At 56.2% G+C, this 26,474-nt stretch carries 26 protein-coding genes; 8 read left to right on the top strand and 18 right to left on the bottom strand.

What is annotated here, in order from left to right; genetic code table 11:
- Positions 1-70 precede the first annotated feature (70 nt).
- The gene (locus tag ACT3RU_RS02700) at positions 71-355 is read right to left on the bottom strand and encodes a HigA family addiction module antitoxin (RefSeq protein WP_225733895.1); all 285 of its coding nucleotides are present in this window, start codon (positions 353-355) and stop codon (positions 71-73) included.
- A 151-nt stretch (positions 356-506) separates the two neighbouring features.
- Positions 507-785, bottom strand: a complete 279-nt coding sequence (locus ACT3RU_RS02695) for a type II toxin-antitoxin system RelE/ParE family toxin (RefSeq protein WP_192528222.1) — start codon at positions 783-785, stop codon at positions 507-509.
- Between the two features lie 524 nt (positions 786-1,309).
- On the opposite strand from ACT3RU_RS02695, the gene ACT3RU_RS02690 reads away from it, so the two are divergent.
- Together ACT3RU_RS02690 and ACT3RU_RS02685 are read left to right on the top strand one after the other, a co-directional pair.
- On the top strand, positions 1,310-1,474 hold the full coding sequence (locus tag ACT3RU_RS02690; RefSeq protein WP_192528223.1) for a YjiS-like domain-containing protein: 165 nt from the start codon (positions 1,310-1,312) through the stop codon (positions 1,472-1,474).
- Positions 1,475-1,484: 10 nt separating this feature from the next.
- Positions 1,485-2,342 (top strand): PhzF family phenazine biosynthesis protein, encoded by an 858-nt coding sequence (locus ACT3RU_RS02685; RefSeq protein ID WP_192528224.1) that lies wholly within the window; start codon positions 1,485-1,487, stop codon positions 2,340-2,342.
- Between the two features lie 153 nt (positions 2,343-2,495).
- Here the strand turns inward: ACT3RU_RS02685 and ACT3RU_RS02680 are convergent, their stop codons facing one another.
- The 8 genes from ACT3RU_RS02680 to frdA all read right to left on the bottom strand — a co-directional run bounded on the left by ACT3RU_RS02680 (position 2,496) and on the right by frdA (position 10,472).
- Positions 2,496-3,716 carry an MFS transporter gene (locus tag ACT3RU_RS02680; RefSeq protein WP_192528225.1) on the bottom strand — a complete coding sequence of 407 codons (1,221 nt, stop codon included), beginning with the start codon at positions 3,714-3,716 and terminating at the stop codon, positions 2,496-2,498.
- Positions 3,717-3,809: 93 nt separating this feature from the next.
- A complete protein-coding gene (locus tag ACT3RU_RS02675; protein WP_192528226.1) occupies positions 3,810-5,213 on the bottom strand; it encodes an AMP-binding protein in 1,404 nt (467 codons plus the stop codon).
- 18 nt (positions 5,214-5,231) lie between these two features.
- Entirely contained in the window at positions 5,232-6,206 is a 975-nt protein-coding gene (gene menC / locus ACT3RU_RS02670; RefSeq protein WP_192528227.1) for an o-succinylbenzoate synthase, read from the bottom strand.
- Positions 6,206-7,066: a 1,4-dihydroxy-2-naphthoyl-CoA synthase gene (gene menB / locus ACT3RU_RS02665; protein WP_192528228.1), complete on the bottom strand. Its 861-nt coding sequence runs from the start codon at positions 7,064-7,066 to the stop codon at positions 6,206-6,208. The genes menC and menB overlap by 1 nt, the downstream gene beginning before the upstream one ends.
- Before the next feature lie 41 nt (positions 7,067-7,107).
- On the bottom strand, positions 7,108-7,527 hold the full coding sequence (frdD, locus tag ACT3RU_RS02660) for a fumarate reductase subunit FrdD (RefSeq protein WP_192528229.1): 420 nt from the start codon (positions 7,525-7,527) through the stop codon (positions 7,108-7,110).
- Positions 7,524-7,925, bottom strand: coding sequence for a succinate dehydrogenase/fumarate reductase transmembrane subunit (locus ACT3RU_RS02655; RefSeq protein WP_087110953.1), 402 nt, complete (start codon positions 7,923-7,925; stop codon positions 7,524-7,526). Before ACT3RU_RS02655 ends, frdD begins: the two co-directional genes overlap by 4 nt.
- A gap of 10 nt (positions 7,926-7,935) precedes the next feature.
- Complete coding sequence (locus ACT3RU_RS02650; RefSeq protein WP_192528230.1) at positions 7,936-8,688, bottom strand: succinate dehydrogenase/fumarate reductase iron-sulfur subunit; 753 nt, start codon at positions 8,686-8,688, stop codon at positions 7,936-7,938.
- Positions 8,685-10,472 (bottom strand): fumarate reductase (quinol) flavoprotein subunit, encoded by a 1,788-nt coding sequence (gene frdA / locus ACT3RU_RS02645; protein WP_483392495.1) that lies wholly within the window; start codon positions 10,470-10,472, stop codon positions 8,685-8,687. The genes ACT3RU_RS02650 and frdA overlap by 4 nt, the downstream gene beginning before the upstream one ends.
- Before the next feature lie 343 nt (positions 10,473-10,815).
- On the opposite strand from frdA, the gene ACT3RU_RS02640 reads away from it, so the two are divergent.
- Complete coding sequence (locus ACT3RU_RS02640) at positions 10,816-12,285, top strand: anion permease (RefSeq protein ID WP_192528232.1); 1,470 nt, start codon at positions 10,816-10,818, stop codon at positions 12,283-12,285.
- A 19-nt stretch (positions 12,286-12,304) separates the two neighbouring features.
- Here ACT3RU_RS02640 and menH read toward each other — a convergent pair whose 3' ends face one another.
- From menH to ACT3RU_RS02620, 4 genes are read right to left on the bottom strand one after another with little or no spacing between them, the layout of a single operon-like run.
- Positions 12,305-13,072 (bottom strand): 2-succinyl-6-hydroxy-2,4-cyclohexadiene-1-carboxylate synthase, encoded by a 768-nt coding sequence (gene menH, locus ACT3RU_RS02635; protein WP_192528233.1) that lies wholly within the window; start codon positions 13,070-13,072, stop codon positions 12,305-12,307.
- On the bottom strand, positions 13,062-14,834 hold the full coding sequence (gene menD / locus ACT3RU_RS02630) for a 2-succinyl-5-enolpyruvyl-6-hydroxy-3-cyclohexene-1-carboxylic-acid synthase (protein WP_192528234.1): 1,773 nt from the start codon (positions 14,832-14,834) through the stop codon (positions 13,062-13,064). Before menD ends, menH begins: the two co-directional genes overlap by 11 nt.
- 5 nt (positions 14,835-14,839) lie before the next feature.
- A complete protein-coding gene (locus ACT3RU_RS02625; protein ID WP_225733896.1) occupies positions 14,840-16,234 on the bottom strand; it encodes an isochorismate synthase in 1,395 nt (464 codons plus the stop codon).
- Between the two features lie 16 nt (positions 16,235-16,250).
- Positions 16,251-16,751, bottom strand: coding sequence for a DoxX family protein (locus ACT3RU_RS02620; RefSeq protein ID WP_087110942.1), 501 nt, complete (start codon positions 16,749-16,751; stop codon positions 16,251-16,253).
- A 152-nt stretch (positions 16,752-16,903) separates the two neighbouring features.
- Here ACT3RU_RS02620 and ACT3RU_RS02615 point away from each other — a divergent pair, with 152 nt between their 5' ends.
- Positions 16,904-17,830, top strand: a complete 927-nt coding sequence (locus ACT3RU_RS02615; protein WP_192528235.1) for a 1,4-dihydroxy-2-naphthoate polyprenyltransferase — start codon at positions 16,904-16,906, stop codon at positions 17,828-17,830.
- A 25-nt stretch (positions 17,831-17,855) separates the two neighbouring features.
- Here ACT3RU_RS02615 and ACT3RU_RS02610 read toward each other — a convergent pair whose 3' ends face one another.
- From ACT3RU_RS02610 to ACT3RU_RS02595, 4 genes are all read right to left on the bottom strand, one after another.
- Complete coding sequence (locus ACT3RU_RS02610; protein WP_192528236.1) at positions 17,856-18,158, bottom strand: heme-degrading protein HmuQ; 303 nt, start codon at positions 18,156-18,158, stop codon at positions 17,856-17,858.
- A 310-nt stretch (positions 18,159-18,468) separates the two neighbouring features.
- Complete coding sequence (gene gabT, locus ACT3RU_RS02605) at positions 18,469-19,740, bottom strand: 4-aminobutyrate--2-oxoglutarate transaminase (protein WP_192528237.1); 1,272 nt, start codon at positions 19,738-19,740, stop codon at positions 18,469-18,471.
- A gap of 11 nt (positions 19,741-19,751) precedes the next feature.
- A complete protein-coding gene (locus tag ACT3RU_RS02600) occupies positions 19,752-21,203 on the bottom strand; it encodes an NAD-dependent succinate-semialdehyde dehydrogenase (RefSeq protein WP_192528238.1) in 1,452 nt (483 codons plus the stop codon).
- A 30-nt stretch (positions 21,204-21,233) separates the two neighbouring features.
- Positions 21,234-22,649: an APC family permease gene (locus ACT3RU_RS02595; RefSeq protein WP_192528239.1), complete on the bottom strand. Its 1,416-nt coding sequence runs from the start codon at positions 22,647-22,649 to the stop codon at positions 21,234-21,236.
- A gap of 236 nt (positions 22,650-22,885) precedes the next feature.
- On the opposite strand from ACT3RU_RS02595, the gene ACT3RU_RS02590 reads away from it, so the two are divergent.
- From ACT3RU_RS02590 to ACT3RU_RS02575, 4 genes are all read left to right on the top strand, one after another.
- On the top strand, positions 22,886-24,304 hold the full coding sequence (locus ACT3RU_RS02590) for an aminotransferase-like domain-containing protein (protein WP_087110930.1): 1,419 nt from the start codon (positions 22,886-22,888) through the stop codon (positions 24,302-24,304).
- Positions 24,305-24,377: 73 nt separating this feature from the next.
- On the top strand, positions 24,378-25,058 hold the full coding sequence (locus ACT3RU_RS02585) for a transglycosylase SLT domain-containing protein (protein ID WP_192528240.1): 681 nt from the start codon (positions 24,378-24,380) through the stop codon (positions 25,056-25,058).
- Positions 25,059-25,069: 11 nt separating this feature from the next.
- Positions 25,070-25,810: a sulfite exporter TauE/SafE family protein gene (locus ACT3RU_RS02580; protein ID WP_192528241.1), complete on the top strand. Its 741-nt coding sequence runs from the start codon at positions 25,070-25,072 to the stop codon at positions 25,808-25,810.
- Positions 25,811-25,954: 144 nt separating this feature from the next.
- Entirely contained in the window at positions 25,955-26,326 is a 372-nt protein-coding gene (locus ACT3RU_RS02575) for a hypothetical protein (protein WP_192528242.1), read from the top strand.
- The last annotated feature ends 148 nt before the right edge of the window (positions 26,327-26,474 follow it).

The raw sequence follows: 26,474 nt of genomic DNA, 5'->3' as shown, positions 1-26,474 counted from the left end.
TTCCCAAGCAAAAAAAGCCCAACGGCACGATCCGTTGAGCTTTAGACTGGTGAATTAGTAACTTACTAATTCAAACAGCAGAGATTCTTTCAATATGATTTTGCTCTTTATGCTCGGCTTGCCATAGGTCGTAGTTGGTCTGCATGGTCATCCAGTGCTTAGCGTTACCAATACCGCCATGCTCAAGCCTAACCGCAAAATCAGGGGAAATGCTGGCATGCTCATGCAAAACGCGGGATACCGCTGTGCGGGACATACCTAGCTTCTTGGAAAAATCAGTGACATTCAGCCCCAGCGCGGGCACGATCCGGCGGCGTAACAAGCTGCCTGGGTGCGGCGGATTCATCATCGTCATCACGTTATCCTCATCATAATCATCATCGTCATGCACAATATTTTTAATCTGTATATTTAGAGGCTGTGCAATCGTGGCTACCGCTCAAGTGGCGAAACCATCCGGTGGCCCTTGATAACCGTATCGTGTCGGTTATCAAGGAGCGCCGCCGTCAGTGGTAGTCTAAATAGTCAACAAGGTGTGCATCTTCCCCATCAAACGTAAATATCACTACCCAATTACCGTTTACATGCACTGAAAAAAAGCCCTTCTTATCACCTTTCAAGCCATGGAAATCAAAACCTGGTAAATCCATATCGTTTGGCTTGGTTGCGGCATCCAGTGCTGCCAGTATGTCTCTTAAATCGTCTACATGGTTAGGCTGTACTCCTTGGGGCTCCCCCCGCTCATAAAGCCGTTTCAGGCCTTTGTGTTTGATTTTCTTTATCATCGCATCGCTTTGCCTCCCTTGCCGTCGAATCTACACACATTGTAGCGCGTAACGCTACGCGTTGCAATGTGTGTAGGCATTATGGGTACACCCCTTATACCCCTCCTTTTTATATATACGGTTCATCCCCACGCCTGTGGGGAACGGCGAATGGTTCTGTGCCTCTCTCCAAGCCTGTGCGGTTCATCCCCACGCCTGTGGGGAACGGAATTAAGGGTGGAATGCCCCGGTAATCCAGCACGGTTCATCCCCACGCCTGTGGGGAACGGTCTAATTGTAGATGACTGTTCTGCAAGATAAAAATAGGCAGTAGAAAATCCACCAGCGATTTAGGTCAATTTTTGATCAGAAAGATATTCTTAAAGAACAGTAAAATCAGAATGTTGCAGGAATCTATAAAAATCGCACCAAGCCTCGGCCAAAGGTATAAGTATGCATCGTTTTTATGAAGAGCGACCTCTCTTATGGCATATACATTCGCCAACGGCGGGTTACTCGTGAAGGGCGCTCGTTAGTAGTGCGTATTGGATGATTCATTGGCTCAGCTACGCTCTCAAATATGCGCCCACCGCGAACGTAGCCGCCGCCAGTTGCTGACACTTGATGACCGGCTGCTAAGAGATATTGGCATCACCCGTGCCCAGGCACAAAGGGAGGGCCGTAAATCCTTTTGGAAACACACAACTTGAAGAGACCAGTATGAAAATCGCTGAATATTACTTACTCGATGTATTTACTCATCAGCCTTTCACGGGCAATCAGCTGGCGGTATTTTTAAACACCGACGGGCTGACAACAGCCACCATGCAGGCAATCGCCAATGAGCTTAATCTTGCCGAAACGGTGTTCTTAAGTGCGCCCATTGAGCCAAACCACTACCCGATGCGGATCTTTACGCCCACCCAAGAGCTACCATTTGCCGGCCACCCGACCGTCGGCACCGCGCAGCTTCTAGCCGAGCTTGGCTTGATTAGCCGTACGCAAACGCTGGTGCTTCACCCGCCGGTAGGCGAGTTACCCATTCGCTACTCAGGTGAGAACGCCGTGTTTACAACCGCAAGGCCCGCCAGCATTACGCCAAGCACACTGGACCAGCAATCGGCGGTGGCATTACTCGGCTTGCAACCCCATCAGGTCATCGGCACGCCGGTTATCTCATCCTGCGGGCTGGCGTTTCATCTGATCGAGCTGAGCGCCCCCGCAGCCCTAAAAAACATACACATTTCAGCAACCATATGGGCAGAGACCGTTGCCCCGAGCGGTGCGGAGCAAATATATCTTTACGCAACAGAAGCGGCTGACCGCTCAAAAGCTACGCTTCGAAGCCGCATGTTCTCCAGAGAACATGGCCTTTGCGAAGACCCCGCAACCGGCAGTGCCGCAGCGGCATTAACCGGGTATTTGGCAGCCCTTAACGAAACGACGCACTGGACACTCTATCAAGGCGTTGAAATGGGCCGCGCCAGCGTTATTGAAACCACCCTGTATAACGGCCTGGTTCAGGTAGGCGGCAGTGCTGTACTGGTGGGCAAGGGGGAGCTTTACTTGAGAGATTAACAAGCGGCTTGAAAGCCAACTAATCGTTCACTGATTGATCCAAGCATCGTTATCCTACCCAGCATTAAGATCAGCAGCGTATCCTCTATAACGCTATGGCAGAGACCCAAAAAGCACAGCGCAAGCGGCATAAGTTTGATACGTCGGTACCGCTCATCGGCCAGCGTCGCGAGTAGCTCCACGGCCAAGACGGTGTGGCTTCAATAGCAGCACCAACGCCACACAACAAAGCAGCGCCACGATTAGATCAAACGTTAGCGCGGTGATTTGTTGACCGGCTACTATCCCCAGTAGGCCGATACCGACGACGGGCAGCGAGATCGCCACATAGGCAACAACGAAAAAAGACGATACCGTTGCCGCTTTGTGCTGAGGGGAGCTGGCCGCCGATATCGCGCCCATGCCCGCCCGGAAGGTAATGCCCTGACCAATGCCCGCAACAATGGCGCCCAGTATGAAACCCAGCAGTTGCTCGTAAGCAATCCCCCACGCAATGATGAGCACACCGACAAGCAGCACAGCACACCCAATCGGCAATCTTCCAGGCTCAGGCAGCCGCCCCTGACACATTTGCCCAACGGTCGAGGCGATAAACGGCAGCCCTGCCACACACCCTATCAGTGCATGATTGGTGTAGCCCATTTGCTGGCCCAGGAAGGCGGGGGTTGCTGCGGTATAAAAACCGAACACCATAAAACCAGCAAACGCTGCGATAGCCGCGGGTATAAAAACGCTGCGCACCTCAGGAGGGATTTTAGGTGTTTGAACGCGAAGCTTGATATTCGCTGGGCGCGTAACCGTTTCAGGCGCTCGCCAGATACACACCACCGCTACCAGCGCTAACGCGAAGTGAATAGCAAACGGCAGCACCAACGGTGCCGCAAACAGCACGGCCAGCGCCCCCGCAAGTATCGGCCCGACACCTAACCCGACCATATTGGCGGCGGTAGCAACCAACGTGCTGGAGCGCCCCCAGGAACGTGGTGCCAGCTCCATGACAGCCACGGTGGCAGTACCCGTAAAGATGCCCGCCGAAAGCCCCGAAAGTACGCGGCCGGTAAGCAACATGCCTAACCCATCGGCTTGCCAAAATACGATATCGCTTACCGCTGACAGGAAAAGCCCGGCAAGCAGCAGCGGCTTACGCCCTAGCTGATCAGACCATTGCCCGGTAATCAATAACGCTGAAATGACCCCCACCGCATACGCCGCAAAGATGACCGTAATCATCAGATCCGAAAAACCAAATTCATGCTGATAGATCGGATAAAGTGGCGTGGGCAGCGTGGTGCCCACCATGGTGATCATGAAAGCGAGCGCCGCCCCTAAAAATACGCCTGCGCGCCGCGTATCCGGCGCTTGAGAAGAGCTCATAAATGTCCTTATCAAAAATAAAGAGATCCACCTTCTCAGAAGGCGAGTCGAGAATGGAAACTCACATAGCCAACGAACGTTAATGGATGCGTTTTACATCACCGCCAACTGCTCTTGGGCCAGTTTGGCAAAGTGCGTGCGTGAGGGCTTTAGCCCTTTCACCGAGGGCCACGCCAACCATGCATCGGGCACCATAAAGCCCGGCAGCGCCTCGCGCACCCAACGGGCCAGGGCCTGATCTTCGCCGCTTTTCGCCTGCCAATCAATAAAGGCAACGGGGCGCTCACCCCACTCGGGGTGTGGCACAGCAACCACCAGCGCTTGGGCGACGCTAGGGTGATCCACCAACCGCTGTTCGATGCTTTCCGGCTGAATGTTCTCACCGCCGGAGATAAAGCCGTTATCCAGCCGCCCTTCAACCACCAGTTCCCCCGCAGAATTGAAATACCCCTTGTCCCGCGTGGCAAACCAACCCTCATCATTTAGGGCTGGGTCCAGCGCACCATTATTTAAATAGCCGCTAAACAGGGTATCGCCCCGCACCTGTATTTCATTGTTGATAATCCGAACATCGCGCCCCGGAAGTGGCTTGCCGACAACACCTGGTGCCGAGGGAGCACCGGTACAGACCTGGCTTGCCATTTCAGATAGCCCATAACTAACTTTTGGCGCCAGCCCCAGCGAGGTCATGTGTGCCACCAGCGGTGCGGGGATTGCCGCGCCGCCCAACAGCAGTTCGCGCAGCTGTGTCCTGGCGGGGTCAAAGCCCGCTTGTAACAAGCGCCAGAGCTGAGTGGGTACCAGTGAAAGGTGCGTAATAGGCTGTTGTTCCAGGCGTGCAGCCAGCGGCGCATCACCATCATCCAGAATGACCCGGCCACCTGCGAGAAATACGCGAAAGGGAATCGCGTAGCCGCCAATATGAAACAGCGGTAGCGACAAGAGCCAGCCGCTCTGTTGGTCAACAGGAATTAAGGCTGCCGAACCATTGGCCGAGGCCAGATGATTCCCCAGCCGATGCAGTACCGCTTTAGGCATGCCGCTGGAACCCGAGGTAAAAATCGTGTTACAGCGCTGTTCGGTATTCAGCTGCACCGCTTGTTCGGTAATTAGCTCTTCGGAAAAATCGAGGGTAATCGGCGCTGGAGCAGATGACGTTACCTGCGCGTCGCCCTGCTCACCTTCCGTATAACAAATGCGGCTGGCCTGCAGGCGCTGGGCAAGCGCGTGCTGCTGGGCGCTTGGAAAGGCCGGGTTAAGCGGGCAGAAAACCACCCCGACACGCAGACAAGCCCAGGCCAATAATAGCGAGGCCAATGCGCCTTTGGCCGGGGCCATTAATTTGTCCCCAGGCTGAAACCCCTTTTGCGCCAGCTGTCGCGACAACGCGGCGATACGCCTGTCGAGCATTCGATAAGTAAGCGTCACTGAGCCACTGTGTAGCGCAATATGCTGCGGAGTTTCGGTGGCCCAATAGTTAACGGGGCAAGGCTGCATCACTCGGCACGCTCCTGGTTATTCCTGCATAGCTTGATAGAGACACGTCGCTTGATAGAGGCACGTTAAGCGCCCGGCAACGACATCACCTGTCGTGGTGGTTACCCGTTCAGCCAGCCAGTTTCCGGTATCCAGCCCCGGTGGTTCTTCGGGCGCCCATTGGCAGGCCAGCCGAGCCAGCAAGCCCAGGCCAAGGTCAGACTCGAAACTTGAGGAAATAACCACCCGCAGATTATCTGCCCGCGCCCGCTGTACAAGTGCCTCGCAGGCGCTTAATGCGCCTATCAATGTAGGCTTAATCACTAGGGCGGCAATATGAGGATGGGAATACCAGGGCGCGTTACGTGACAACGTTTCATCCAGCGCAATCTTCACACCCGCTGCATCGGCCACGGCAATGGTGTCAGCAAAAGTGGAGCAAGGCTCTTCCAGGTAGTCGATCTTTTCACGTGGTAGCTGTCGACAAAACCGCGTGGCCTCTTCCCTTGTCCAGCCGCCGTTGGCATCCAGAATCAGTTGGGTAGCGGGCAGCTTTTCAGACAGCCTGGCAATTAGCGCTAGCTCGTCGCTCATGGCGTAACGCGCTACCTTGAGCTTGAGACGCGAAGGTGGCGGCTGCCCGCCCTTCAGTATGTTGTCTAACGCGCGATCCAGCATCGCGATCAGCGATACAGGTTCGCCTTGTAATAGTGGGTAAGGCGCTAACGCGGCGGGACAGTGTTGGGGCCAAACGTGCTGTGCACAGCCGAACCCGAACTGTACCGAAGGGAGCGTGGGCACTGCTTTTTCACCGCGCTTCAAGGCGGTTAGGCAGGCCCTGCTTTCAGTCTCGGCATCGGTTAAGGTTTCAACTGAAAAGCCGGGCAGTGGCGCAATGTCACCCCACTGCCCGTTAACCGACACCAACAGCCCTTCACGCTGCGTGATCCACTGGCCGTTAAGCAGCAGCGGCTGGCGAAGTGGCAGCGCGTAGTGGTAAAGCGCTAATGGCATTAAGGGTTACGCGGATAACGTGAGAAATCCGGGGGCCGCTTCTCATTAAACGCGTTACGCCCCTCCTGGCCTTCATCAGTCATGTAATAGAGCATAGTGGCGTTACCCGCTAGCTCCTGCAGCCCGGCCTGGCCATCGCAGTCGGCATTCAGTGCCGCTTTCAAGCAGCGTAACGCCATGGGGCTGTGCTGCAGCATCTCCCGGCACCAGCGCACGCTCTCTTTTTCAAGCTCATCCAGCGGCACCACGTGGTTGACCAAGCCCATCGCCAGCGCTTGCGCAGCGCTGTACTGGCGGCACAAAAACCAGATTTCGCGGGCTTTTTTCTGGCCCACAATGCGCGCCATATACGAGGCACCGTAGCCGCCGTCGAAAGAGCCTACCTTGGGGCCGGTCTGACCAAAAACCGCATTATCCGCCGCAATGGTCAGATCGCACATAAGATGCAACACATGCCCACCACCAATCGCGTAGCCTGCCACCATGGCGACAACCGGCTTGGGACAGGTACGAATATCGCGCTGAAAATCCAGCACGTTCAGGTGATGAGTGCCCTGCTCATCCTGGTAGCCGCCATAGTCACCGCGAATACGCTGATCACCGCCGGAGCAGAACGCTTTATCGCCTGCGCCGGTGAGCAAAATCGCGCCGACGCTACTATCGTGACGTGCGCGACCAAGCGCCTGAATCATTTCGCTAACCGTTAAGGGGCGAAAGGCGTTACGCACCTCTGGGCGGTTGATGGTAATGCGCGCAATGCCCTCTTTGGAGATATGATACCGAATATCCTGGTAGTCGCCGGAGTGGTCCTGCCACTCAACCGGTTGATAGAGTTCCGCTTCTGTAAGTCCGTGGATCATTCAAAGTTCCCTGATTTATTAGGTATTGGCGTCTTTCGGGCTTAGCGCAACATACCTGCCACGACCAGCCCTAGTGCCAGAAGGCTTAACAGCGCCGCAGCGCCATACATCAGCTTTTTATTGGTAGTGTCGCGGCCCAAAATAAGGTCAAACATTCCGTGGCGCAGGCGATGGGCGGCATGAAACAGCGGCAAACAGACCGCCGCACCAACAAATAGAAAGCCTGGCACGCTGAATAGCAGTGCCGATGCACGCTCATGGCTGAGTGCGTTGGCAGGTAGCCAGCCCAAGGGAAGCAGCACGGCAAAAAACAGGATGGCAGAGGGCAGCAGCACAGCAAAACAGACGCCACCTGCACTGAATAGCCCCCACCACAGCGACTCATCGTAGGCCTGGTGGTGGAGTGGCTGATTCGTGCGCTGGCTGCCTGCGCCTGACGCATTCATGGTTGGTTTAGTCATACAGACGCCCTCCCAAACAGCCAGATGAACAGCAGCAGTACGGCCAGAACGCCCGCCCACTGCCCCGCCACAATCGCCTTATCCGGCAGTTGGTAGTTACCGATACGCAGCGGCATAACGCGAGGAAACAGCACAAAAAAGGTCGCCGCGTGAAACAGGCTGGCGGCTAGCGCCAAAAGGTTGAGCAGCAAAACGATGGGAGATCCCATAAAGGCGATCCATCGTTGCCAACTCTCTGGGCCCTGGAGCAGCGCGACCATGCCCGCCAGTATGCAGAGCAGGAAAAAAACCAGCGGTAACACCGTCGCTTCACGCAGCATATAGAGTTTAAAAAAGCGGAGTTTCAGCCACCAGTTACGTTTTAACGGCACAAAGCGTTGAGATGTCGACTTATCCATACCCTTTCTCCTAGCCCTTAAACAGCGCAATTAGCGTGTGCTTAGCGGACGCCACTTTGCTCTGATTGATAGCCGCCGCTGGGTCAACGTGCTTGGGACACACCTTTGAGCAAAAGCCCACAAAGGTGCAGCTCCACACACCTTCATGGCGGTTCAATTCGGCCATTCGCTGCGTGCTGCCATGGTCCCGGCTGTCCAGGTTATAGCGGTGCCCCAGTGCAATGGCTCCTGGGCCAATAAACTCAGGATTAAGCCCAAACTGCGGGCAAGCGGAGTAGCAAAGCCCACAGTTGATACAGTTAGCGAACTGCTTGTAACGGGCAAGCTGTCTGGGCGACTGTCGATAGGTTTCTGGCGCCTTCGGATCAAAGGGCTTTACCGGATTGTCGTCTATCAGATAGGGCTTAACGGCGGCCAGGTGATCGAGGAATATCTCCATATCAACCACCAAGTCGCGCTGCACGGGAAAGTGCGCCAATGGTTCAATGCGGATCTCATCGTCGAAGTCGCGCAGGAAGGTCTTACAGCCAAGCTTGGGGACGCCATTCACCATAACGCCACAGGAGCCACAGATCGCCATGCGACACGACCAGCGGTAGCTCAGAGTGCTGTCGAGCTGCTCTTTGATGTGATTCAGCGCATCCAGCAATGAGGTGCTGTCGTCGACTGGCAGCTCATACTCCTGCCAATAGGGCTCGGTAGAATTGTCGGGTAAATAGCGTTTGACGCTGATGCGCCGGGTGGATACCTGCTGAGTACTCATGCCTTGCCTCCCTTGGACGCATCCCCGTAGGTGCGTTCTGCGGGCGCGGAAAAACGCACGTCAACTTCCTGCCATGCCAACCTAGCGTGTGCATCGCCCTGATAAAACACCTGGCTGTGCTTGAGGTAGTTAACGTCATCGCGCGTTTGCATGCCGTCATCCAAGCGCTGGTGAGCGCCGCGGGACTCACGCCGCTCCAGTGCGCCAAGGCAAGATGCCTCGGCAATATCCAGCCCGTAGCCAAGTTCAATGCACTCAAGCAACTCTGTGTTGAATATTTTGCTGGTGTCGTTGACACGAATCTTCTGATAGCGCGCCCGCAGTTCACGAATCGTCCCCAACGACTGCCGCATACCCTCTTCGGTACGATAAATACCGCAGCCACTCTCCATGGCCTGCACCATGGCATGCTTAAGCGTCACCCACGTCTCGCCGCTGCCCTCACCATCACAAAGATGCGCTAGTTTTGCCTGCTGATGGGCAGCCTGGGTTTCCAGAAGGTGCGTGTCTGCCCACTCGGTTTGCGCCGCGCGCTGGCTTGCCTGCTCCCCTGCTAAACGGCCAAACACCAGCAGCTCAGTGAGCGAGTTGGAGCCTAAGCGATTAGCACCATGCAGCCCAACAGAGGCACATTCACCCGCCGCATAAAGCCCGGCAACCGACGTTTCACAGTAGGGATTGGTTTCAATACCGCCCATGGTGTAGTGCACCGCCGGGCGGATAGGGATCGGCTCTTTGACCGGGTCAACGTTAATGTAGGATTTAGCCAGCTCGCAGATAAAGGGCAGGCGCTCAAGAAGGTAGGCTTCGCCCAAGTGGCGCAGGTCAAGATAGACCACATCGCTATCGCCAAAGGTGCCAGTGCGGCCCGCCTGCTGCTCCTGCCAAAAGGCCTGTGAGAGCTTATCGCGAGGGCCCAGCTCCATGTACTTGTTTTCCGGCTTGCCCAGTGGGGTTTCCGGGCCCAGCCCGTAATCCTGAAGGTAGCGGTAGCCATCCTTGTTGAGCAAAATACCCCCTTCGCCACGACACGCTTCGGTAATTAAAATGCCGGAGCCGGGAAGGCCCGTGGGGTGATACTGAACAAACTCCATGTCCCTAAGCGCCACACCGTGGCGATAGGCCATCGCCATCCCGTCGCCAGTCACGATCCCTGCGTTGGTATTAAAGCGAAACAGGCGCCCGGCACCTCCTGTTGCCAATATCACGGCTTTGGCGCGCAGCAGAATAAGCTCGCCGGTGGCCACTTGAAGGGCAATGACGCCAATAACGGCCCCTTCGTGCACGGCAAGATCAAGGACAAAATACTCATCGAAGCGCTCAATTTGGGAATATCTGAGCGAGGTTTGAAACAGGGTATGCAGCATGTGAAAGCCGGTTTTATCGGCGGCAAACCAGGTACGTGCGGTTTTCATGCCGCCAAAGCGGCGTACCTGCACATTGCCATCTTCCTTGCGGCTCCAGGGGCAGCCCCAGCGCTCCATCTGCACCAGCTCCTGGTAGGCATGATGCACAAAATAATCCACCACGCCTTGCTCAACCAGCCAGTCGCCACCCGACACAGTGTCGTCAAAATGTGCCTGATGCGTATCCTCCTCGCTGGTTACCGCCGCCGCACCACCCTCAGCAGCAACGGTATGGGAGCGCATAGGATAGACCTTGGAAATCAGTGCGATGCTTTGAGAAATGCCCTGTGCCTTGGCGCTTTCTGCCGCGGCGATAGCGGCACGCAAGCCTGCGCCGCCTCCACCCACAATCACGATATCGAAATCTCGATGCTGCATGATGCTCCCTTTCTGTAGCCAGGCCAAAGGCGGTAGTGACGACACGCTTCGATGCGGTGTCTTTGAACTTATCACACTCCAGGTACGTGCTATCCCCGCATGCCAGGCTCTATTGACGCATATCAAGAAATGCACCTTTAAGACAGGCGATGCTTTAACAAGAGTAGTTAAGTTTAATTTCTCATTTATTAATTTTAATAAAGAATTCCAACTACAATTTTTAACTATTAGTCGCTATCGCCATTCTCTGCAATGTATGTAACCGCAAGCAGATGAAAATCAACAGCGTTAGCAGTGAAGAGATTCGGCTGCTTTCGCAGCCAATAAGAGGGGGCAGCTTGATATGAACAGTAGCGTGCAATCGGCATTTGACTGGAAGTTGTTGGCGCCGCTTGTAGTGGCCATTATCGTTGCGTTGATACCCACGCCTGAGGGGGTTGCACCTCACGCTTGGTACTTCTTCGCTATTTTCCTGGGCTGTGTGGTTGGGCTGATTTTTGAACCCTTGCCAGGCGCGGTCATTGGGTTAATCGGCGTGACTCTGGTGGCACTGCTCTCCCGTTGGGTGCTGTTTTCACCCGAACAGCTAGCAACCGAAGGCTTTAATGCTGCCAACCAGGCCTTTTCATGGGCAGTTTCGGGGTTCACCAACTCGACTGTATGGCTAATTTTTGGCGCGTTTATGTTCGCGCTGGGGTATGAAAAAACCGGCCTTGGCAGGCGCATATCACTTTGGCTGGTCAAGGCCATGGGCAAGCGCACATTAACGCTGGGCTACGCGGTAATGATCGCCGATGCGGTGCTGGCGCCTTTTACACCTTCCAACACGGCGCGTAGCGGGGGCACCATTTATCCAGTCATTCGCAATCTACCACCACTTTACGACTCCCTGCCCAATGACCCCAGCATGAAACGCATGGGCAGTTTTCTGATGTGGACAGCGATCACCTCTACTTGTGTGACCAGCTCGCTGTTTCTAACCGCGCTTGCCCCCAACCTGCTGGCCATTGCTCTGACAGAAAGCGCTACCGGTATCCATATTAACTGGGGGCAGTGGTTTATCGCCGTAGCGCCCGCTGGCATTCTGCTGCTGTTGCTGGTCCCACTGCTCTGTTACTGGCTATGCGCGCCAGAAGTGAAAGCCGGTGAAGAAGTGTCCAACTGGGCGCGGGATGAGCTGAACAAACTGGGTGCGCTTACTCGCAACGAGATACTGCTGGTCATCATGGTCGTCACTGCGCTACTGCTGTGGATTTTTGCGGGCGATGTTGTGTCCGCATCCCTGGTAGGCCTGGTGGTGATTTGCTGCATGCTGCTGACCGGCATCGTGAGCTGGAACGATATCCTCGACAATCGAGCTGCCTGGAATACCTTTGTGTGGTTTGCAACACTGGTGGCGCTGGCAGGCGGGCTGAGCCAGGTCGGGTTCGTCAATTGGTTTGGTGGCATGGTGGGTGAACAAATCAGTCACTTTAACCCCGTCATGGCGATGGTGGCGCTCACGGTGATTTTCTATCTCCTGCACTACCTGTTTGCCAGCGTCACGGCCCACGTTACCGCCCTATTGCCGGTGATGCTGGCGGCGGCTTCCGGTATTGCAGGGTTGGATATGCAGATGTTTATCCTGCTGCTGCTCCCCACCTTGGGCTTTATGGGCATTATTACTCCCTACGGCACCGGCCCAAGCCCGGTTTACTATGGCAGCGGCTATCTGCCAAGCGCCCTTTATTGGCGGCTTGGGGCTATTTTTGGTCTGCTGTTCTTAGTGGCCTGGCTGGCTATCGGTTTGCCGTGGCTGCTGTTGATTAACTGAATCCAGGTGAGCGAGCCGTTTAGCCGAGGCGTTGATACCATCGGCTAATCGGTTCGGCGATGCTTTTCGCTTGCTCTGTATGCAGGTTATGCCCACCTTCCAGCGCCATAAGGTGCACACGAGGGGCTACGTTAGCCAAGCGGTCGGCAAGTGCATGAAATTTAGTATCCTGCCGACCTGAAAAGTAACCAATGGGAAGTGACGTTTCAGCCAGCCACGGCCACTGAGATGACTGCCTGCCGAGCGACGTGCTTCGCAGCATTGTCGCCACGGACGGGCCATGATTGGCCAGCCGTCGTTCAATCTGCCGCGCTCGCTGCGTATGCGTAAGGTCAGCAAAGACGGATTGCCGATACCAGTCGGTAAGCACGCGTTCAAGAGGTTCCAGTGCAAAACGTTGTGCCCAGCGTGCATCATGAGCAATACGCTCATCGCGCTCGCTTTCCGGCAAGCCTGGATGAGCGCTCTCCAGCCAAAGCGCCTCAAGCCCCGCAGGTTGGCGGCTGGCGTGATCAAGCGCCAAACGCCCTCCCAGCGAGTAGCCCAGCAAGCAATAGCGGCGAATATCCTGCGCGGCCAACGTATCGGTTAGCCAGTGATGAAAAGCGGAGAAAGAGTTGACCGCCACCTGGTGATTTTGGCCGTGGCCCGGTAAATCCAACGCCAGGCACGGCACATCTTTCAACGCGGCGATGACCTCCGCCCAATCGTAGCGATCACCTAACAAGCCGTGCAGCATAACCAGCGTTGGGCATGGCTGGGCGTGCTCTTCATGTTCAGTCTTCATGGTTATCGAGCCTACCCAGCGTTGCCGCCAGCGCCACAAGATCGTCTGCAACCTGCTGATGCGGCACGTTAATCTCAATCAGTGTAACGCCACTTTCCAAGGCTCGGGCATAGGCCGCATCGAAACTTTCCAGCGAGCCAGGTGCAGCGTAGGCAAGCCCAAACATTTGCGCCACGTACTCAAAGTTCAAACCGTGTGGCTGACGGAAATAATGCTCAAGTAGCTCACCTTCCTTAGGCACTGGCAGCATATGAAAGATGCTGCCGCCGTCATTGTTAAGAATGATCACCACCAGCGGTTGAACGGCCTGCTTCAACAGCGCCAAGCTATTAAGATCATGCAGCGCGCTGATATCGCCCACGATCAGTGTGGTGGGCTGGTCACTGGTAGCACTGGCGCCGTAGGCCGTGGCGATCAGCCCATCGATACCGGAAGCCCCGCGGTTGGTAAATACCCGCAAAGGCGCTGTGCGGTACGTACCCAGCATGTTCATCAGCCTTGCGGGCATACTGTTACCGACAAACAGCTGCCCGGCTGCCTGCTGCAACAACCGATGACAAATGCCCAGCTCTGAAAAGGTGTTACAGCGTTGATTCACGATATCGCTGATGCGCTGTTGGCACTGGTTAAGCTGGTGCCAAGGCGTGCGCTCAGCACCTGTCCCAGTCTCACGCTCATGGTTATTTTCAGGTTCAAGCGCGGCCACCACAGCCTCGGGCGGGCAAACGAAGCGGCGCTTAACGCTGTAATCAGGGTCGAGCCGCTGGGGGCGCGAGTCCACCAGCCAAACATCCTGCCACGAATGGCGAGCAATAAACTGCGTCAGGCGCTTGGAGATAAGACGCCCACCAAATTGCAGCAACACATCGGCCCGCTCCAACTCCTCGACAAAATGTGGATCGTGCAGCGCCAGGTCAAAATGAATCACGTTTTGGCGGTCAAAACGTATCTGGCTTTGTAGATCCGCCAACAGTGGCCAGCCTAATCGACGTGATAACGTCACCACCTGCTGCGCCTGGTGCGGGTCATCTATACATCCCGCCACGATAACGCCTCGCTGACACGAAAAATCTGCCCACTCGGTAGAAAACACAGGCGCTTGCGTACTGGATACCCACTGGCTCCACGGCACTGAAGAGGCCAACCAGCTTCCGAGAGGCGCCAGATAATCCGAGGCATCCTCTCTCTGGTGGCCGGGGTAAAGAGGCTCGCGGTAGCGGCAGTTAAAATGCACAGGGCCTGGCGTACGCTGCTGTTGATCAATGGACTGATCAATAGTGCTGAGTAGAAACGCGGCGCTCAGTTCAGGGCCTGGGGGCGGAAGGTCGTGATGCACCACGGTATGACGAGCAAAGATATCGCGCTGGTCGATAGCCTGATTACTGCCGTTATCCAGTAGCTCAATAGGACGGTCGGCTGAGAGCACTACCAGCGGCACACCCATTAATTTGGCTTCCACAACGGCAGGATACAGATTGGCAACCGCCGTACCCGAGGTGGTGATAACCGCTACCGGGCGGCCGCTTCCGCGCGCAAGACCCAGTGCCATAAAGGCCAGGCCACGCTCGTCAAAATGGCAGTGGCAGCGAAGTCCGGCATGCTCGCTGGCCGCCATGGTGAGCGGCGACGAGCGCGAGCCAGGCGCCAGCACAATGTCGCGCATGCCCAAGCGGTAAAGCTCCTCAAGCAGCAGCGCGGCCCACACATGGTTAAAGGTAGCGTGCTGAAGCGGAAAGCCGCGCGGCATGGCGTTCGCGGTCATTGGTATTACCCCATGTTGAGCAGCGACATAATGTCGGCAATTTTGTTGTCCAGCTCGCGCCACTCTGCATCAGGCTGAGAGCCCGCGACAAGGCCCGCACCGGCATAAAGGCGAATTTCATTAGCGCCGATATGAGCACACCGGATCGCCACCGCAAGCTCCGTACTGGCCAGGCTCACCCGGCCAAACACACCGGCGTACCAGCCCCGCTGGTGGCGTTCGTGCTGTCGAATAAACGCCAGCGCCAATGCGCGAGGAACACCGCCTACCGCTGGAGTAGGCGGCAAACTGGCAAGCAGCGCCTGGTCCGTCACCGTGTGATGTAACTCAGCATGAATAAGGCGGCGGATATGCTGCACAGAGCGCAGCTTGAGAACATGGGCCTCCCCGGTTTGAACAACGTGAGACAAGGGCTCAAGCCGGGCAAGAATATCCTCATAAACGCACTGGTTCTCCAGGCTATTTTTCGTATCTGCCAGCAGTGCCTCGGCAAGGTATTGGTCCTGCTGTGCATCAGCGCCACGATGAGTGGTACCTGCTAGCGCCTCGGTTACCAGCTGCGTACCTTCTCGCTGATAAAGGCGCTCCGGTGGGCAACCGATAAAGGCGGTCTCTGAATTCCACTGAATGCCCAGTTGAAAGCACGCCGCCGCCTCTGCCTGCCAGCGGCCCAGCAGTGCCCAGGGCGAGGGTGTTTTCGATGCGTCGTCCGCGATGACCAAGCGTGTCTCTCGTGATAACACCACTTTGGGCGTATGGCACAGCTGATCAGCGTGGGTCACTTGGGACACCCATGCTGACCACGCCTGCTGGGCAGGGGCGTCATAACGTAAATAGGCATGCGGACGCAGAGGGGGTAGCGGTTGTTCTTGCTGGAGACTGGCTAAAAAGGCGCGGGCTTCGGCTATTTCGTGATCGCCGCAGCGGTCGTCAAAACGCAGATTGAGCGTCAATAGCGTCCCCTGTTGTGAGCGCTTGAGCTCAACACGCGGCAATATAAAACAGCAGTTTTTGAAATGCGCCCAGCCGGGTGATGTAGCATCAAACGCCATACCGCCGAAATAGTCCGGCTGCTCACCTGGCAAGGTCGCGAGTTTGGCAAGGTCGGCCTGCAGCATCTCAAGCGAGTCGGCCGCGCTGACCACACCTAACGTAGCGTACTCAGGTGCACCGGCGTCACGCGCTTTCCAGTAGCCGCGCGGAAAAACCGTTTGCGCTTCCAACCATCCCATCAGGCTATCAACGCGGTAAGGCACGCTCAGACGTATAACACCCTGAAGGGACGACACAGACAATGCATCAAGCCGGTCCATAAGCTCAGCGACAGCGCTTTGGCTGTTCATATGCGCCAACCCGTAAGCGACGCTGCTGCCTGTTACCCAGCGCATATGTTCAGACAATCAGTGGCCCCGCGTCTCAGGTAAACCGGATGCGGCGCGCAATGCCCAGCCTCTGCTTGATATAGGGCAGAACCCAACGGTCCCCCCCAAAATGGCCAGCGTTCGCGCCCGCTACCAGTAAGAAAAAGGTTAACGCAATCATCCATGGATTGGTGGAGACCGTACCCGCCATCAGAAACGACATATTCATTACAATAGCGAAGAAGCCTGCAAAGGAGGTCAGCACCCCCACGATCAAGCCCAACCCCACGAGTATTTCGCCCAGTGGGATCACCACATTAAACATACCCGCATAGGGCAGCGCAAAATGCTCCAAAAAAGCAACGTAGTTGGGATACACCATGCTCCCTTCCCGCATCACAGGATTCGCCACCGCGTTACTCAGGAACCCTTGCGCATCAAAACCGCCCGTCAGTTTGCCGATTCCCAAACTGAGCCAAGTAATCCCAAGATAAAGCCGGAAGGCTAGCCAAACAAGCGCTGCATATTTGCTTTGTCTAAATAAGTCGCCGATCATCAAATTAACTCCTGTTAAGAGGGATTAACAATAGTTTGCGATAAGACACCGCTGCTTCTTTTGACGCAGGTCTGCTTTTTAGCACTTAATAATACAGTGACACGCACGCCCTTTTAGTCATTTAACGTCATCACGACCAGGACACCCAAGCAATGGATCAACCCGACAAGCACCGCCCGTTCCAGGTTTGGTTATTAGCGGCCCGGCCTCGTACGCTTCCCTTGGCATGCGCCTCTATCCTACTTGGTTCAGGCCTTGCGGCGCACGCACAGGGGTTTAATCCGAGCGTGCTACTACTTGCCCTGCTAACGGCGATTGCCCTGCAAGTGCTTTCAAACCTGGCGAATGATTACGGCGACGCGGCGACGGGAGCGGATGATCACCAGCGCATAGGCCCTGTTCGCGCTGTCTCGTCAGGGTTACTGAGCCCTCGCGCTATGCGCGGTGGAATGGTGGTGATGGCAGTCGTTGCCGCCCTGTGTGGGCTGTTGCTACTGCTGACGGCTTTTGGCAATCAGTGGGCGTCCATTCTCATCTTTATTCTTCTGGGTGCTGCCGCGCTGCTGGCCGCGGTCACGTATACCGTAGGGCTGGGCGGTACGCCGTATGGCTATCGTGGACTGGGAGATATTGCGGTCTTTATCTTCTTCGGCTTGTTAGGGGTACTCGGCACGTACTACCTGCATGCACAACAACTGGACGGGCTTACACTACTGCCCGCGGCCGCTTGCGGGTTACTGGCAACCGCTGTATTGAACGTGAATAACGTGCGCGATATCGAAAGCGACGCGCGCAACGGCAAGATCACCCTGGCGGTGCGCTTGGGCCGCGCTAACGCCATTACCTACCACTGGATATTGCTGGCAATGGCGCTGCTGCTCACCGTGATTTATCTGGTCGCACTGCCCGCCCCCTGGCTTAGCTGGAGCTGCCTGCTGGTTGCCAAACCGTTAACAGACGCTGCCAGAACGCTACACCACACCACCGACGGTGAAACGCTTACCGGCATGCTGAAAAAAACCGCGCTATCGACGCTGATTTACAGTGTACTGCTCTCGCTCGGCCTGGCGCTCTATTAAAGAGGCCAAGCCGCTTGCCCCGTGCTTAAAGCACGACCTCATACCCTTCAAATTTGGGCGGGCCCAGATAGATACCTTCCGGTGACTTGGCGCCCGCATGAGCCTTGCGAAACGCCTCTGACTGGGTCCAGGCGCGGAAAGCCGCTTCCGACTCCCATACACTGTGAGAAATAAATACGGTGTGCTCTTCCTGGCTTGCGCCCTGCAACATCTTGAACTGCTTGAAGCCGGGTACTTCACTCAAGTGCGAATCACGCTTACGCCACACCTCTAGAAAATCCTCTTCGCGGCCTGGGGCAATCTGAAAACGGTTCATGGCGATATACATGACAACTCTCCTGCTGGGTTGATCCTGCCAAGTTAGTTACCCGGCGACAACTTGATGGTAACGTCACCATCAAGTAACGAACAGCTTAGGCTTTTGAAGAAAGCTGCTTGCGCTGCTGATAGTGCCCACGCTCTATTATCTGCCAACACCAGCGGATGCCAACAAGCTTGAAGTGCTGGATTAACCTTCTCGTTGCCTGATCGGCAGGCGGCAGCCAGTGGATTGGCTGTCGCTTGTTGATGCCCTAGCCCGTCCCCCAGCAAGCGAATGCTGTTGGCGGGGGCAGGCTATAGATACCTAACGCGGCGTATTAGCTAAGCGCTTCCAGCGACTGCTCGATAATGCTTAAGCCTTCTTCCAGCACCTCGGACGACACGGTCAACGGCACCAGAATACGGATGCTGTTGCCATAGAAGCCACAGGAAAGCAGGATCAACCCTTTCTCGCGCGCTTTCGCACAAACTTGCTGGGTCATCGCAGTGTCGGGCTTGCCGTTACTATCCAAAAGCTCGAACGCGGCCATGGCGCCCAGCTGGCGGCCGTGCGCCGCGGAGGGGAAGCGCTCTTCCCAGACGCCAAAACGTTCAGCCAGCAGGCGGCCCATCTGCGCGCTGCGCTCAAGGATATTTTCTTCCTCGATCACGTCAATGACCGCCAGCGCCGCGGCGCAGGAGAGCGGGTTACCACTATAGGTGCCGCCGAGCGAGTTGGGGCCAGAGGCATCCATCACCTTGGCACTACCCACTACGGCAGACAGCGGCATGCCGTTGGCCAGGCTCTTGGCAGTCGTCAGAATATCCGCCTCGATGCCGCTATGTTCCAGCGCAAACAGCTTGCCGGTGCGCGCAAAGCCGGACTGCACTTCGTCAGCAATCAGCAGAATACCGTGTTCGTCGCACAGCGCACGCAGCGCTTTCAGGTAATCCGGTGAGGCAATGTAAAAACCTCCTTCGCCCTGTACCGGCTCAATCACGATCGCCGCCGTGCGGTGCGGGGCGATATCGGTCTTGAACAGCGTGCGAATGGCATCAAGTGACGCTTCTTCGCTGATGCCGTGCAGCGGGTTCGGGAACGGGGCGCGGAATACGTCACTCGGCATCGGGCCGAAGTCGTTCTTGTAGGGCAGCACCTTGCCGGTCATAGCGAGTGTCATCATGGTGCGGCCGTGGAAGGCGCCATCGAAAGTGATGATGCCGGTGCGGCCAGTGGCGGCGCGGGCGATTTTCACGGCATTTTCCAGCGCTTCGGCACCGGTGTTGACCAGCATGGCTTTACGTTCAGGGCCACGTACCGGGGTCAGTTCACACAACTTCTGACACAACTGCACATAAGGCGCGTAGGAGATGACCGCAGCGCTGGTGTGCATGACCTTGTGCAACTGCGCTTCAACGGCGGCAACGATTTTCGGATGGCGATGACCCAGGTTGAGCACGCCGATGCCGCCCGCGAAGTCGATCCAGCGGTTACCGTCGGCATCCCAAAGCTCGGCGTTTTCAGCACGCTCGGCAAAGGCCGTATTCGGGGTCGCTGCGCCGTTGGCCACATAGCGGTTTTTGAGTTCGTTCAGTTCGTGATTAGTCATGTTCATTCCCCTTATAAGCCGCCGACGCAGACGTATTTCAATTCAGTAAATTCATCGAGACCGTGATGGGAGCCTTCACGGCCAAGGCCAGACTCCTTCACGCCGCCAAACGGCGCCAGCTCGGTCGAGATCAAGCCTTCATTAACGCCAACCATGCCGTACTCAAGCGCTTCCATGGTGCGCCAAATACGGCGGTAGTCAGTGGCGTAAAAGTAGGCTGCCAAGCCAAACGGCGTATCGTTGGCCATCTGGATGGCCTCTTCATCGCGCGTAAACCGGAACACGGGCGCGACGGGGCCAAACGTTTCTTCATCGGCCACGGCCATGGCGGTGGTCACATCGGCGAGTACCGTAGGCGTAAAGAAGCGCTCGCCGGCTGCATGAGGCTCGCCGCCGCACATAAGGCGGGCGCCATTGTGCATAGCGTCGTCCACGTGGTGCTGCACTTTATCGACCGCGGCCTGATTGATCAGCGGACCAATCACGCTGCCGTCTGCCAGACCATCGCCTACTTTCAACGCTTTCACGCGCTCGGTGAGCTTACTGATGAACGCATCGTAAATGCCGTCCTGGACCAGAAAACGGTTGGTGCACACGCAGGTTTGCCCGGCATTGCGGAACTTGGAAGCGATAGCACCGTCCACCGCAGCGTCCACATCGGCATCGTCAAACACGATAAACGGCGCGTTGCCGCCCAGCTCCATGGCGGTCTTCTTCACGGTGCTGGCGCACTGGGCCAGCAGACGCTTGCCCACCGGCGTGGAGCCGGTAAACGACACCTTACGCACGCGTGGGTCGGTGGTCAGCACTTCGCCGACTTCTGCGGGTTTGGAGGCGGTCACCACGTTGATGGTGCCCGCGGGCAGGCCCGCTTCCAGCGCCAGATAAGCCGCCGCCAGTGCGGTTAAGGGCGTCGCTTCAGCGGGCTTAATCACCACGGTGCAGCCGGCGGCAAGAGCCGGGGCGCACTTGCGGGTAATCATTGCCAGCGGGAAGTTCCACGGCGTGATCGCAGCAACAACGCCGACCGGCTCACGCAGTACTAACAAGCGCTTGTCGGCGCCGTGGCTAGGCAGGGTTTCCCCGGCCATGCGCTTGGCTTCTTCAGCGAAAAACTCGATAAACGAGGCGCCGTAAGTGACTTCACCCTTGGCCTCTACCAGCGGCTTGCCCTGCTCAAGCGTCATCAAGCGGGCGAGATCATCGGCGTGCTCGATGATCAGTTCGAACCAGCGACGCAGCAGGGCTGAGCGCTGCTTGACCGGGGTGGCGCGCCAAGCGCTACCTGCTTCATAAGCAGCGGCGACCGCATCACGGGTATCTTCCGCGCCAAGCTCTGCCACACGGGCGATGGTTTCGCCGGTGGCAGGATTATCCACGGCAAAGGTCTCTGTGCCCTTGCGCCACTCGCCGCCTACCAGGGCGGGGACGGCTTCGTGCAACCACTGTTCGATAAAGCTCATGCAATGCTCCTGTGAATGTCGTAGGACGGCTTACAGATCCGCCATCATGTGTCGGTCGCTATAGGCGCGGCCATAGGTGAAGAGCGCATGGATATACAGCGCGATGCCCAGTACCGACCAGCCAGCGAAGATGCTCCACTCTGCACCACTCAACGCGGCCGGGCTGCCCGGCAAGTAGAGACAGGCCATGCCGAAGGACAGAATGATGGCCAGGGTGCCGCAAAGCTTGCCGTGACGGATGCGGAACGGTCGCGGCATATCCGGCTCGCGAACGCGCAGCACCATAAAGGAGATGGCTACAAAGAGGTACGCGATCACGATGCCTAGACCTCCGGCGTTAACGATCCACACTAGCGCCGGGCGGCCGAAGAATGGCGCGATGCAGGAAAGAAAGCCCATCAGAAAGATAGCATTGGTAGGCGTTTTATAGCGTGGATGCAGCTTGCCAAAGGGGGCCGGCAGCATGCCGGCTTTAGCCAGCGCATAGATGGCCCGCGAGCCGCCAATGTAGAACGCGTTCCAACTGGTAATGATACCCGCGATACCGGCCATGACCATCAGATTGCTGGCCCAGGGAGCGTTAAATAGCGCGCCCATGGCGTCCGGTACACTTAAGGAGCTTGCGGCAAGCTCAGAACTGTCAAGCGCAAGGCTGGTCGCCAGAATGATCAGCGCATACCACACGACCGCCAGAATGACCGAGAGCATCAGCACCTTGCCGATGGCCTTATAAGGCAGATTGATCTCTTCTGCGGCCTGGGGAATCACGTCAAAACCCACAAACAGAAAGGGCACCATGACCAGCACTGCAATGATTCCGGCTACGGTACCGTTATCGCCATGGGCAAAAAGCGGCAGCATGTTGATGGTTTCGCCTTCAAACAAGGCACCGGTCACAAACATCACGCCTGCCAGGAGAATCATGCCGGTAACGACTTTCTGTACCAGCGAGGCGGTAGTAACGCCAAAGTAGTTGATCAGCATCATGGCAAGCGAGCCACCCACACCTACGGCCACCCAGGTGGCTTTTACTTCCCAGCCGGCAATCGTCCACAGGTGCCCGACGGCGTAGTTAGGCGCTAAGTGTTCGATAACCGTGGGCAGTGCGACGGCTTCAAACGCCACCACGCTTAAGTAGCCAAGAATGATCGCCCAGGTGCATAAAAAGGAGGGCAAATGACCCAGAGCGCGATAGCTATAAACGTGCTCGCCGCCCACTTTGGGCATGGCGGAGGCGAGTTCGGCGTAGGTCAGGCCCACGAGTACAATGGCTAAACCGCCCACGATAAAGGCTAGAATAGCGCCCAAGCTGCCAGCCGATTGAATCGCCGTGCCGGTAAGAACGATCCAGCCCCAGCCAATCATGGCTCCAAAGGCGAGTGCCAATACATCGCCACGGGCGAGTACCCGTACGAGCTTATCCTGTTCAGAAGAGGGAGTGTTCATGGCAAGATTCCTGCAGGTTATTGGATGTTGTCGTTGGCGCTCTATGGCGCAGTATCCTGATGCCGTTTCAACGGTATCTAAACACGCTAGCAGGCTGGACGCAGAACGCGTACACACCACTTTCGTGTTTGACTAGACCACTTTTCACGCGCACCAGCTTGGTGCGCAATTGACTCGCGTTAATCGTTTGAAAGCTTGCGCTATTAGGGCTTTTGGAGGAGGTAAAGGAGCTTTTCATGGAGCGTGAACAGGTCGTGCACCAACTTGTGCATCTTTATGCACTCCAGCCCGAACGGCTAAGCAAGCAGGTGCGTATCGAACAGACACTGCGCTATGCGATTACCCAGGAGTGGCCTGCGGGGATGCGCTTACCGGCTCACCGCAAGCTAGCGGAAGGCCTAGGTGTCGCCCGTCAGACACTGGCATTAGCGATCAATACGCTACTTAACGAAGCCTTGCTTAAAACGGCCCACGGCCAAGGCACCTGGTCCCGCAAACCAGCAACCAAACCTGCTGTTTTTACTCAGGAGCGTCCACTTTCCCAACGCGCACAGAAAGTGCTCCAAGGCCCAGGAGCCAGCCTTATCCAAAGCGGGGCTTTTGTGCCCGGCATCCCGGATATCGCCCAATTCCCCATGCGTAAGTGGCGCCAGCTGTATGCCAGCGTGACCGTGCCGCAAAACGCTTTGCTGCTCTCCTACTCGACCGGCGGCTATGGGCCGTTAAAGCGTGCGATACGTGATTTTCTGGAACGCTGGCGCAATATTCGCTGCGACATTGATCAAATTATTATTACCGATGGTACGCACAACGGTATTGAACTGTGCGCCATGGCCTTGGCGGATGTTGGGGATACCGTGGTAATGGAATCGCCCTGCTACTGGGGGGCACGCAACGTATTTACCGCCGCGGGTTTAAACATTGAAATGTTGCCGTGGCAGCCCGGCCAGGGCCATAGCCTGCCCGCAACGTCTGGCCCTGTGCAGCTTACTTATCTCACTGGCTCCCACCACTATCCGCTCAGTGTGCCTACCAGTGCCCACGACAAGCAGCGCCTATGCGATGCATTAGCGCCTGCGTACATCATTGAAGATGATTACGAGTTCAGCCGCGACGACCATACCAATCTGCTGTTTGATCCACAGTCTGAGCGTCACTTTTTGGTTGGCTCTTTTTCCAAAATGATGTTCCCCGGACTACGGCTGGGCTATTTGGTAGTACCGCGTCAACTATCCGAACCCATGAATCGTCTGCGTAGCGAGCTGTTTCGTGAGGGGCGCATGCTGGACCAGGCGGTGCTTGCCCAGTTTATCTTCGATGGTGATCTTGACGCTTGGTGCCGCCGTATTCAGCGCGACTACCTAGGCCGCCAGCAGGTGATGCATGATCAACTGCGTACCTTGCCGCAAGTGAAGCGTATTTCACCGCCCAGTAGTGCCATCAGCCTGTGTGTAGAATTTGAACCGCCTATTGATGACGTACAGCTTGCCCAAGCGCTGCTTAAGGAGCATTTGATCGTGCGTCCTTTAAGTCCGGTATGCGCCGCGAATGATTCACGCGCTGGCTTGGTAATGGGAGTGGGTATGCTTTCAGGTGAAACGCTGGCCCGCGAGGCGCAGCGGCTGCGCCGCTGTCTGGAAAACCTGTTACCCTAGCCGCTTATAAAAGCCTGATATTAATAATCATAAAAAAGTCAGTGACGACAATATTATCCACAAGGAACTCATCATGCTGCGCCCTGTTGATAGTTTTTCCGCTGCGACTTTATCTTGGTGCATAATATTACGCACCTGGGGACTGGTAGGCATCGTTCTGCTGCTCTCTGGCTGTGCGACCTTTGCCCCCAACCCACCACAAGACCAGAGTAATATTTGCGAAATTTTCCGCGAACAGCCCACCTGGTACGACTACGCGCGCGACTCTCAGGAGAAGTGGGGAACACCCATTGCGACACAAATGGCGTTTATTCAGCAGGAGTCTTCCTTTAAAAGCCACATTCGTCCTGACCGCAAGTATTACCTGGGCTTTATCCCCGGCCCCCGCCCCTCTTCGGCAAAAGGTTATGCCCAAGCGCAAGACCCGGTATGGGGAGAGTACCGGGAGCAGGCAGGTAGCTTGTTTGCGCGCCGCACCAGCATGAAGCACGCCACCGACTTCATCGGCTGGTACAACCACCGATCTCAGCAACAAGCTGGCATTTCATTAACCAATCCTGAGCATCTCTATTACGCCTACCACGAGGGCGCAGGCGGGTATCGACGTGGCACGTACCGAAATAAGCCTCAGGTAATCAACGCAGCACGGCAAATCGTCACTCGCACAAACCGTTATCAATCCCAGCTCAATGCCTGTGAAGCCGAGTTTCAATGCCGCCGCTTTTATCAAGTCTGGCCCTTTTGCCGTAGCTAAGAAGTTTTATTATGTCCCTACTAATCGGTTCGTTCTTTGTTTTTGTAGTTTTTTTTACCTCGATGTTATCGGGTATCTTCGGCATGGCGGGCGGGCTGGTACTGATGTGGTTTCTGCTGCTCGCGTTCCCGGCGGCCAGTGCCATGGCCGTGCATGGGGCCATTCAACTGACCGCTAACGGGTCGCGGGCATGGTTATCGCGGCGGTTTATTGTCTGGCGAACGGTCGCGTTTATGACGCTAGGCGTAATAAGCGCCGCCGGGCTACTGATGCTGCTCGGCTATAGTGCTAATGCCGCCACGGTGTCACTGTTAATTGGCTTGATGCCCATTCTGGTGTGGATGCCCAAACGTTGGTTCCATCTCAACGCCAACCGAACGAGCCACGCACTGCTTTGCGGCATGGCATCGGGTGGGTTAACCATTGCCGCTGGGGTGTCCGGACCACTGATCGATATCTTCTTTGTACGCTCTCGAATGGACCGTCGTGAAGTGGTGGCCACTAAAGCAATGATTCAGGTGGTCGCCCATAGTATTAAGATTCTCTTCTACCTGAGTGCTGCGTTGGCACTGGGCGCTGGGGATTGGGGCATGGTATTGCTGGCTGCGCCGTTGGCTATCCTGGGCACTCAAGTAGGGACACATGTGTTACATCGCCTTACCGATGCCAACTTCCGTACATGGACACGCTGGATTGTGACCGGTATTGGCATTTTCTATTTTGCCCAGGGGGCATATTTGTTGAGTCAGTAAATTGACCGTTCCGGCGTGAGTACATTAAGGCGCATACCATTTATTGACACCTCCATTAACTGGCGCTATCGTCTCGATAGATGAAAATGAGAAACACTCTCTTTCTCTTATCGACGACTTGTTGACGAAGTGCAGGCAAATGACATGACCAGTGAGCAGCGACAGCTTCGCCAAACTCTTGGGTTCTTACGAACCTCGTTCGAGGCGATTCAACACTCAATTGCAGGCCGCCTAAACGACCCGCTGCCCTGCTGGCTGGATACAGGGATGCTTTCGATGCTGGCCGGAGAACTTAACCGCTGCTGCAAAGAGGCCAAACCGCTATTTTCCCCTCAGGTAGTTGAGCAAATTTTTCTCGCCGCCCAACAGTGCGAGCTACTGCTGAAACAGTGCCCTGGTGTACTCAGTAGCGCTATCTGCCACCGGCAGTTAGCCGCGATTATGCTCCCGCTCAACAATGCCCTTCAGCTAATCGTCATGCCTCCTAAGCGGCGCTGGCCTTGGCAACGAGATTGAGTACATCACTACTCAGACACTTCATTAGTCCGCCACGCTGTTAATCGACTGCGCCATCAATGAGTCATTCAAACCCCATCTTTATCAAGGTGGGGTTTTGTTTTGTGCCTGGTGGCCTCATAACAAACCACACAGAAGAGTGGTTGGC

Origin of the sequence: Halomonas sp. TP35 (genome assembly GCF_052375975.1) — a bacterium.
Classification (GTDB): domain Bacteria; phylum Pseudomonadota; class Gammaproteobacteria; order Pseudomonadales; family Halomonadaceae; genus Vreelandella; species Vreelandella citrativorans.
Note: the sequence above shows the minus strand (reverse complement) of the source record. Positions and strands in the feature narration are given on the sequence as shown.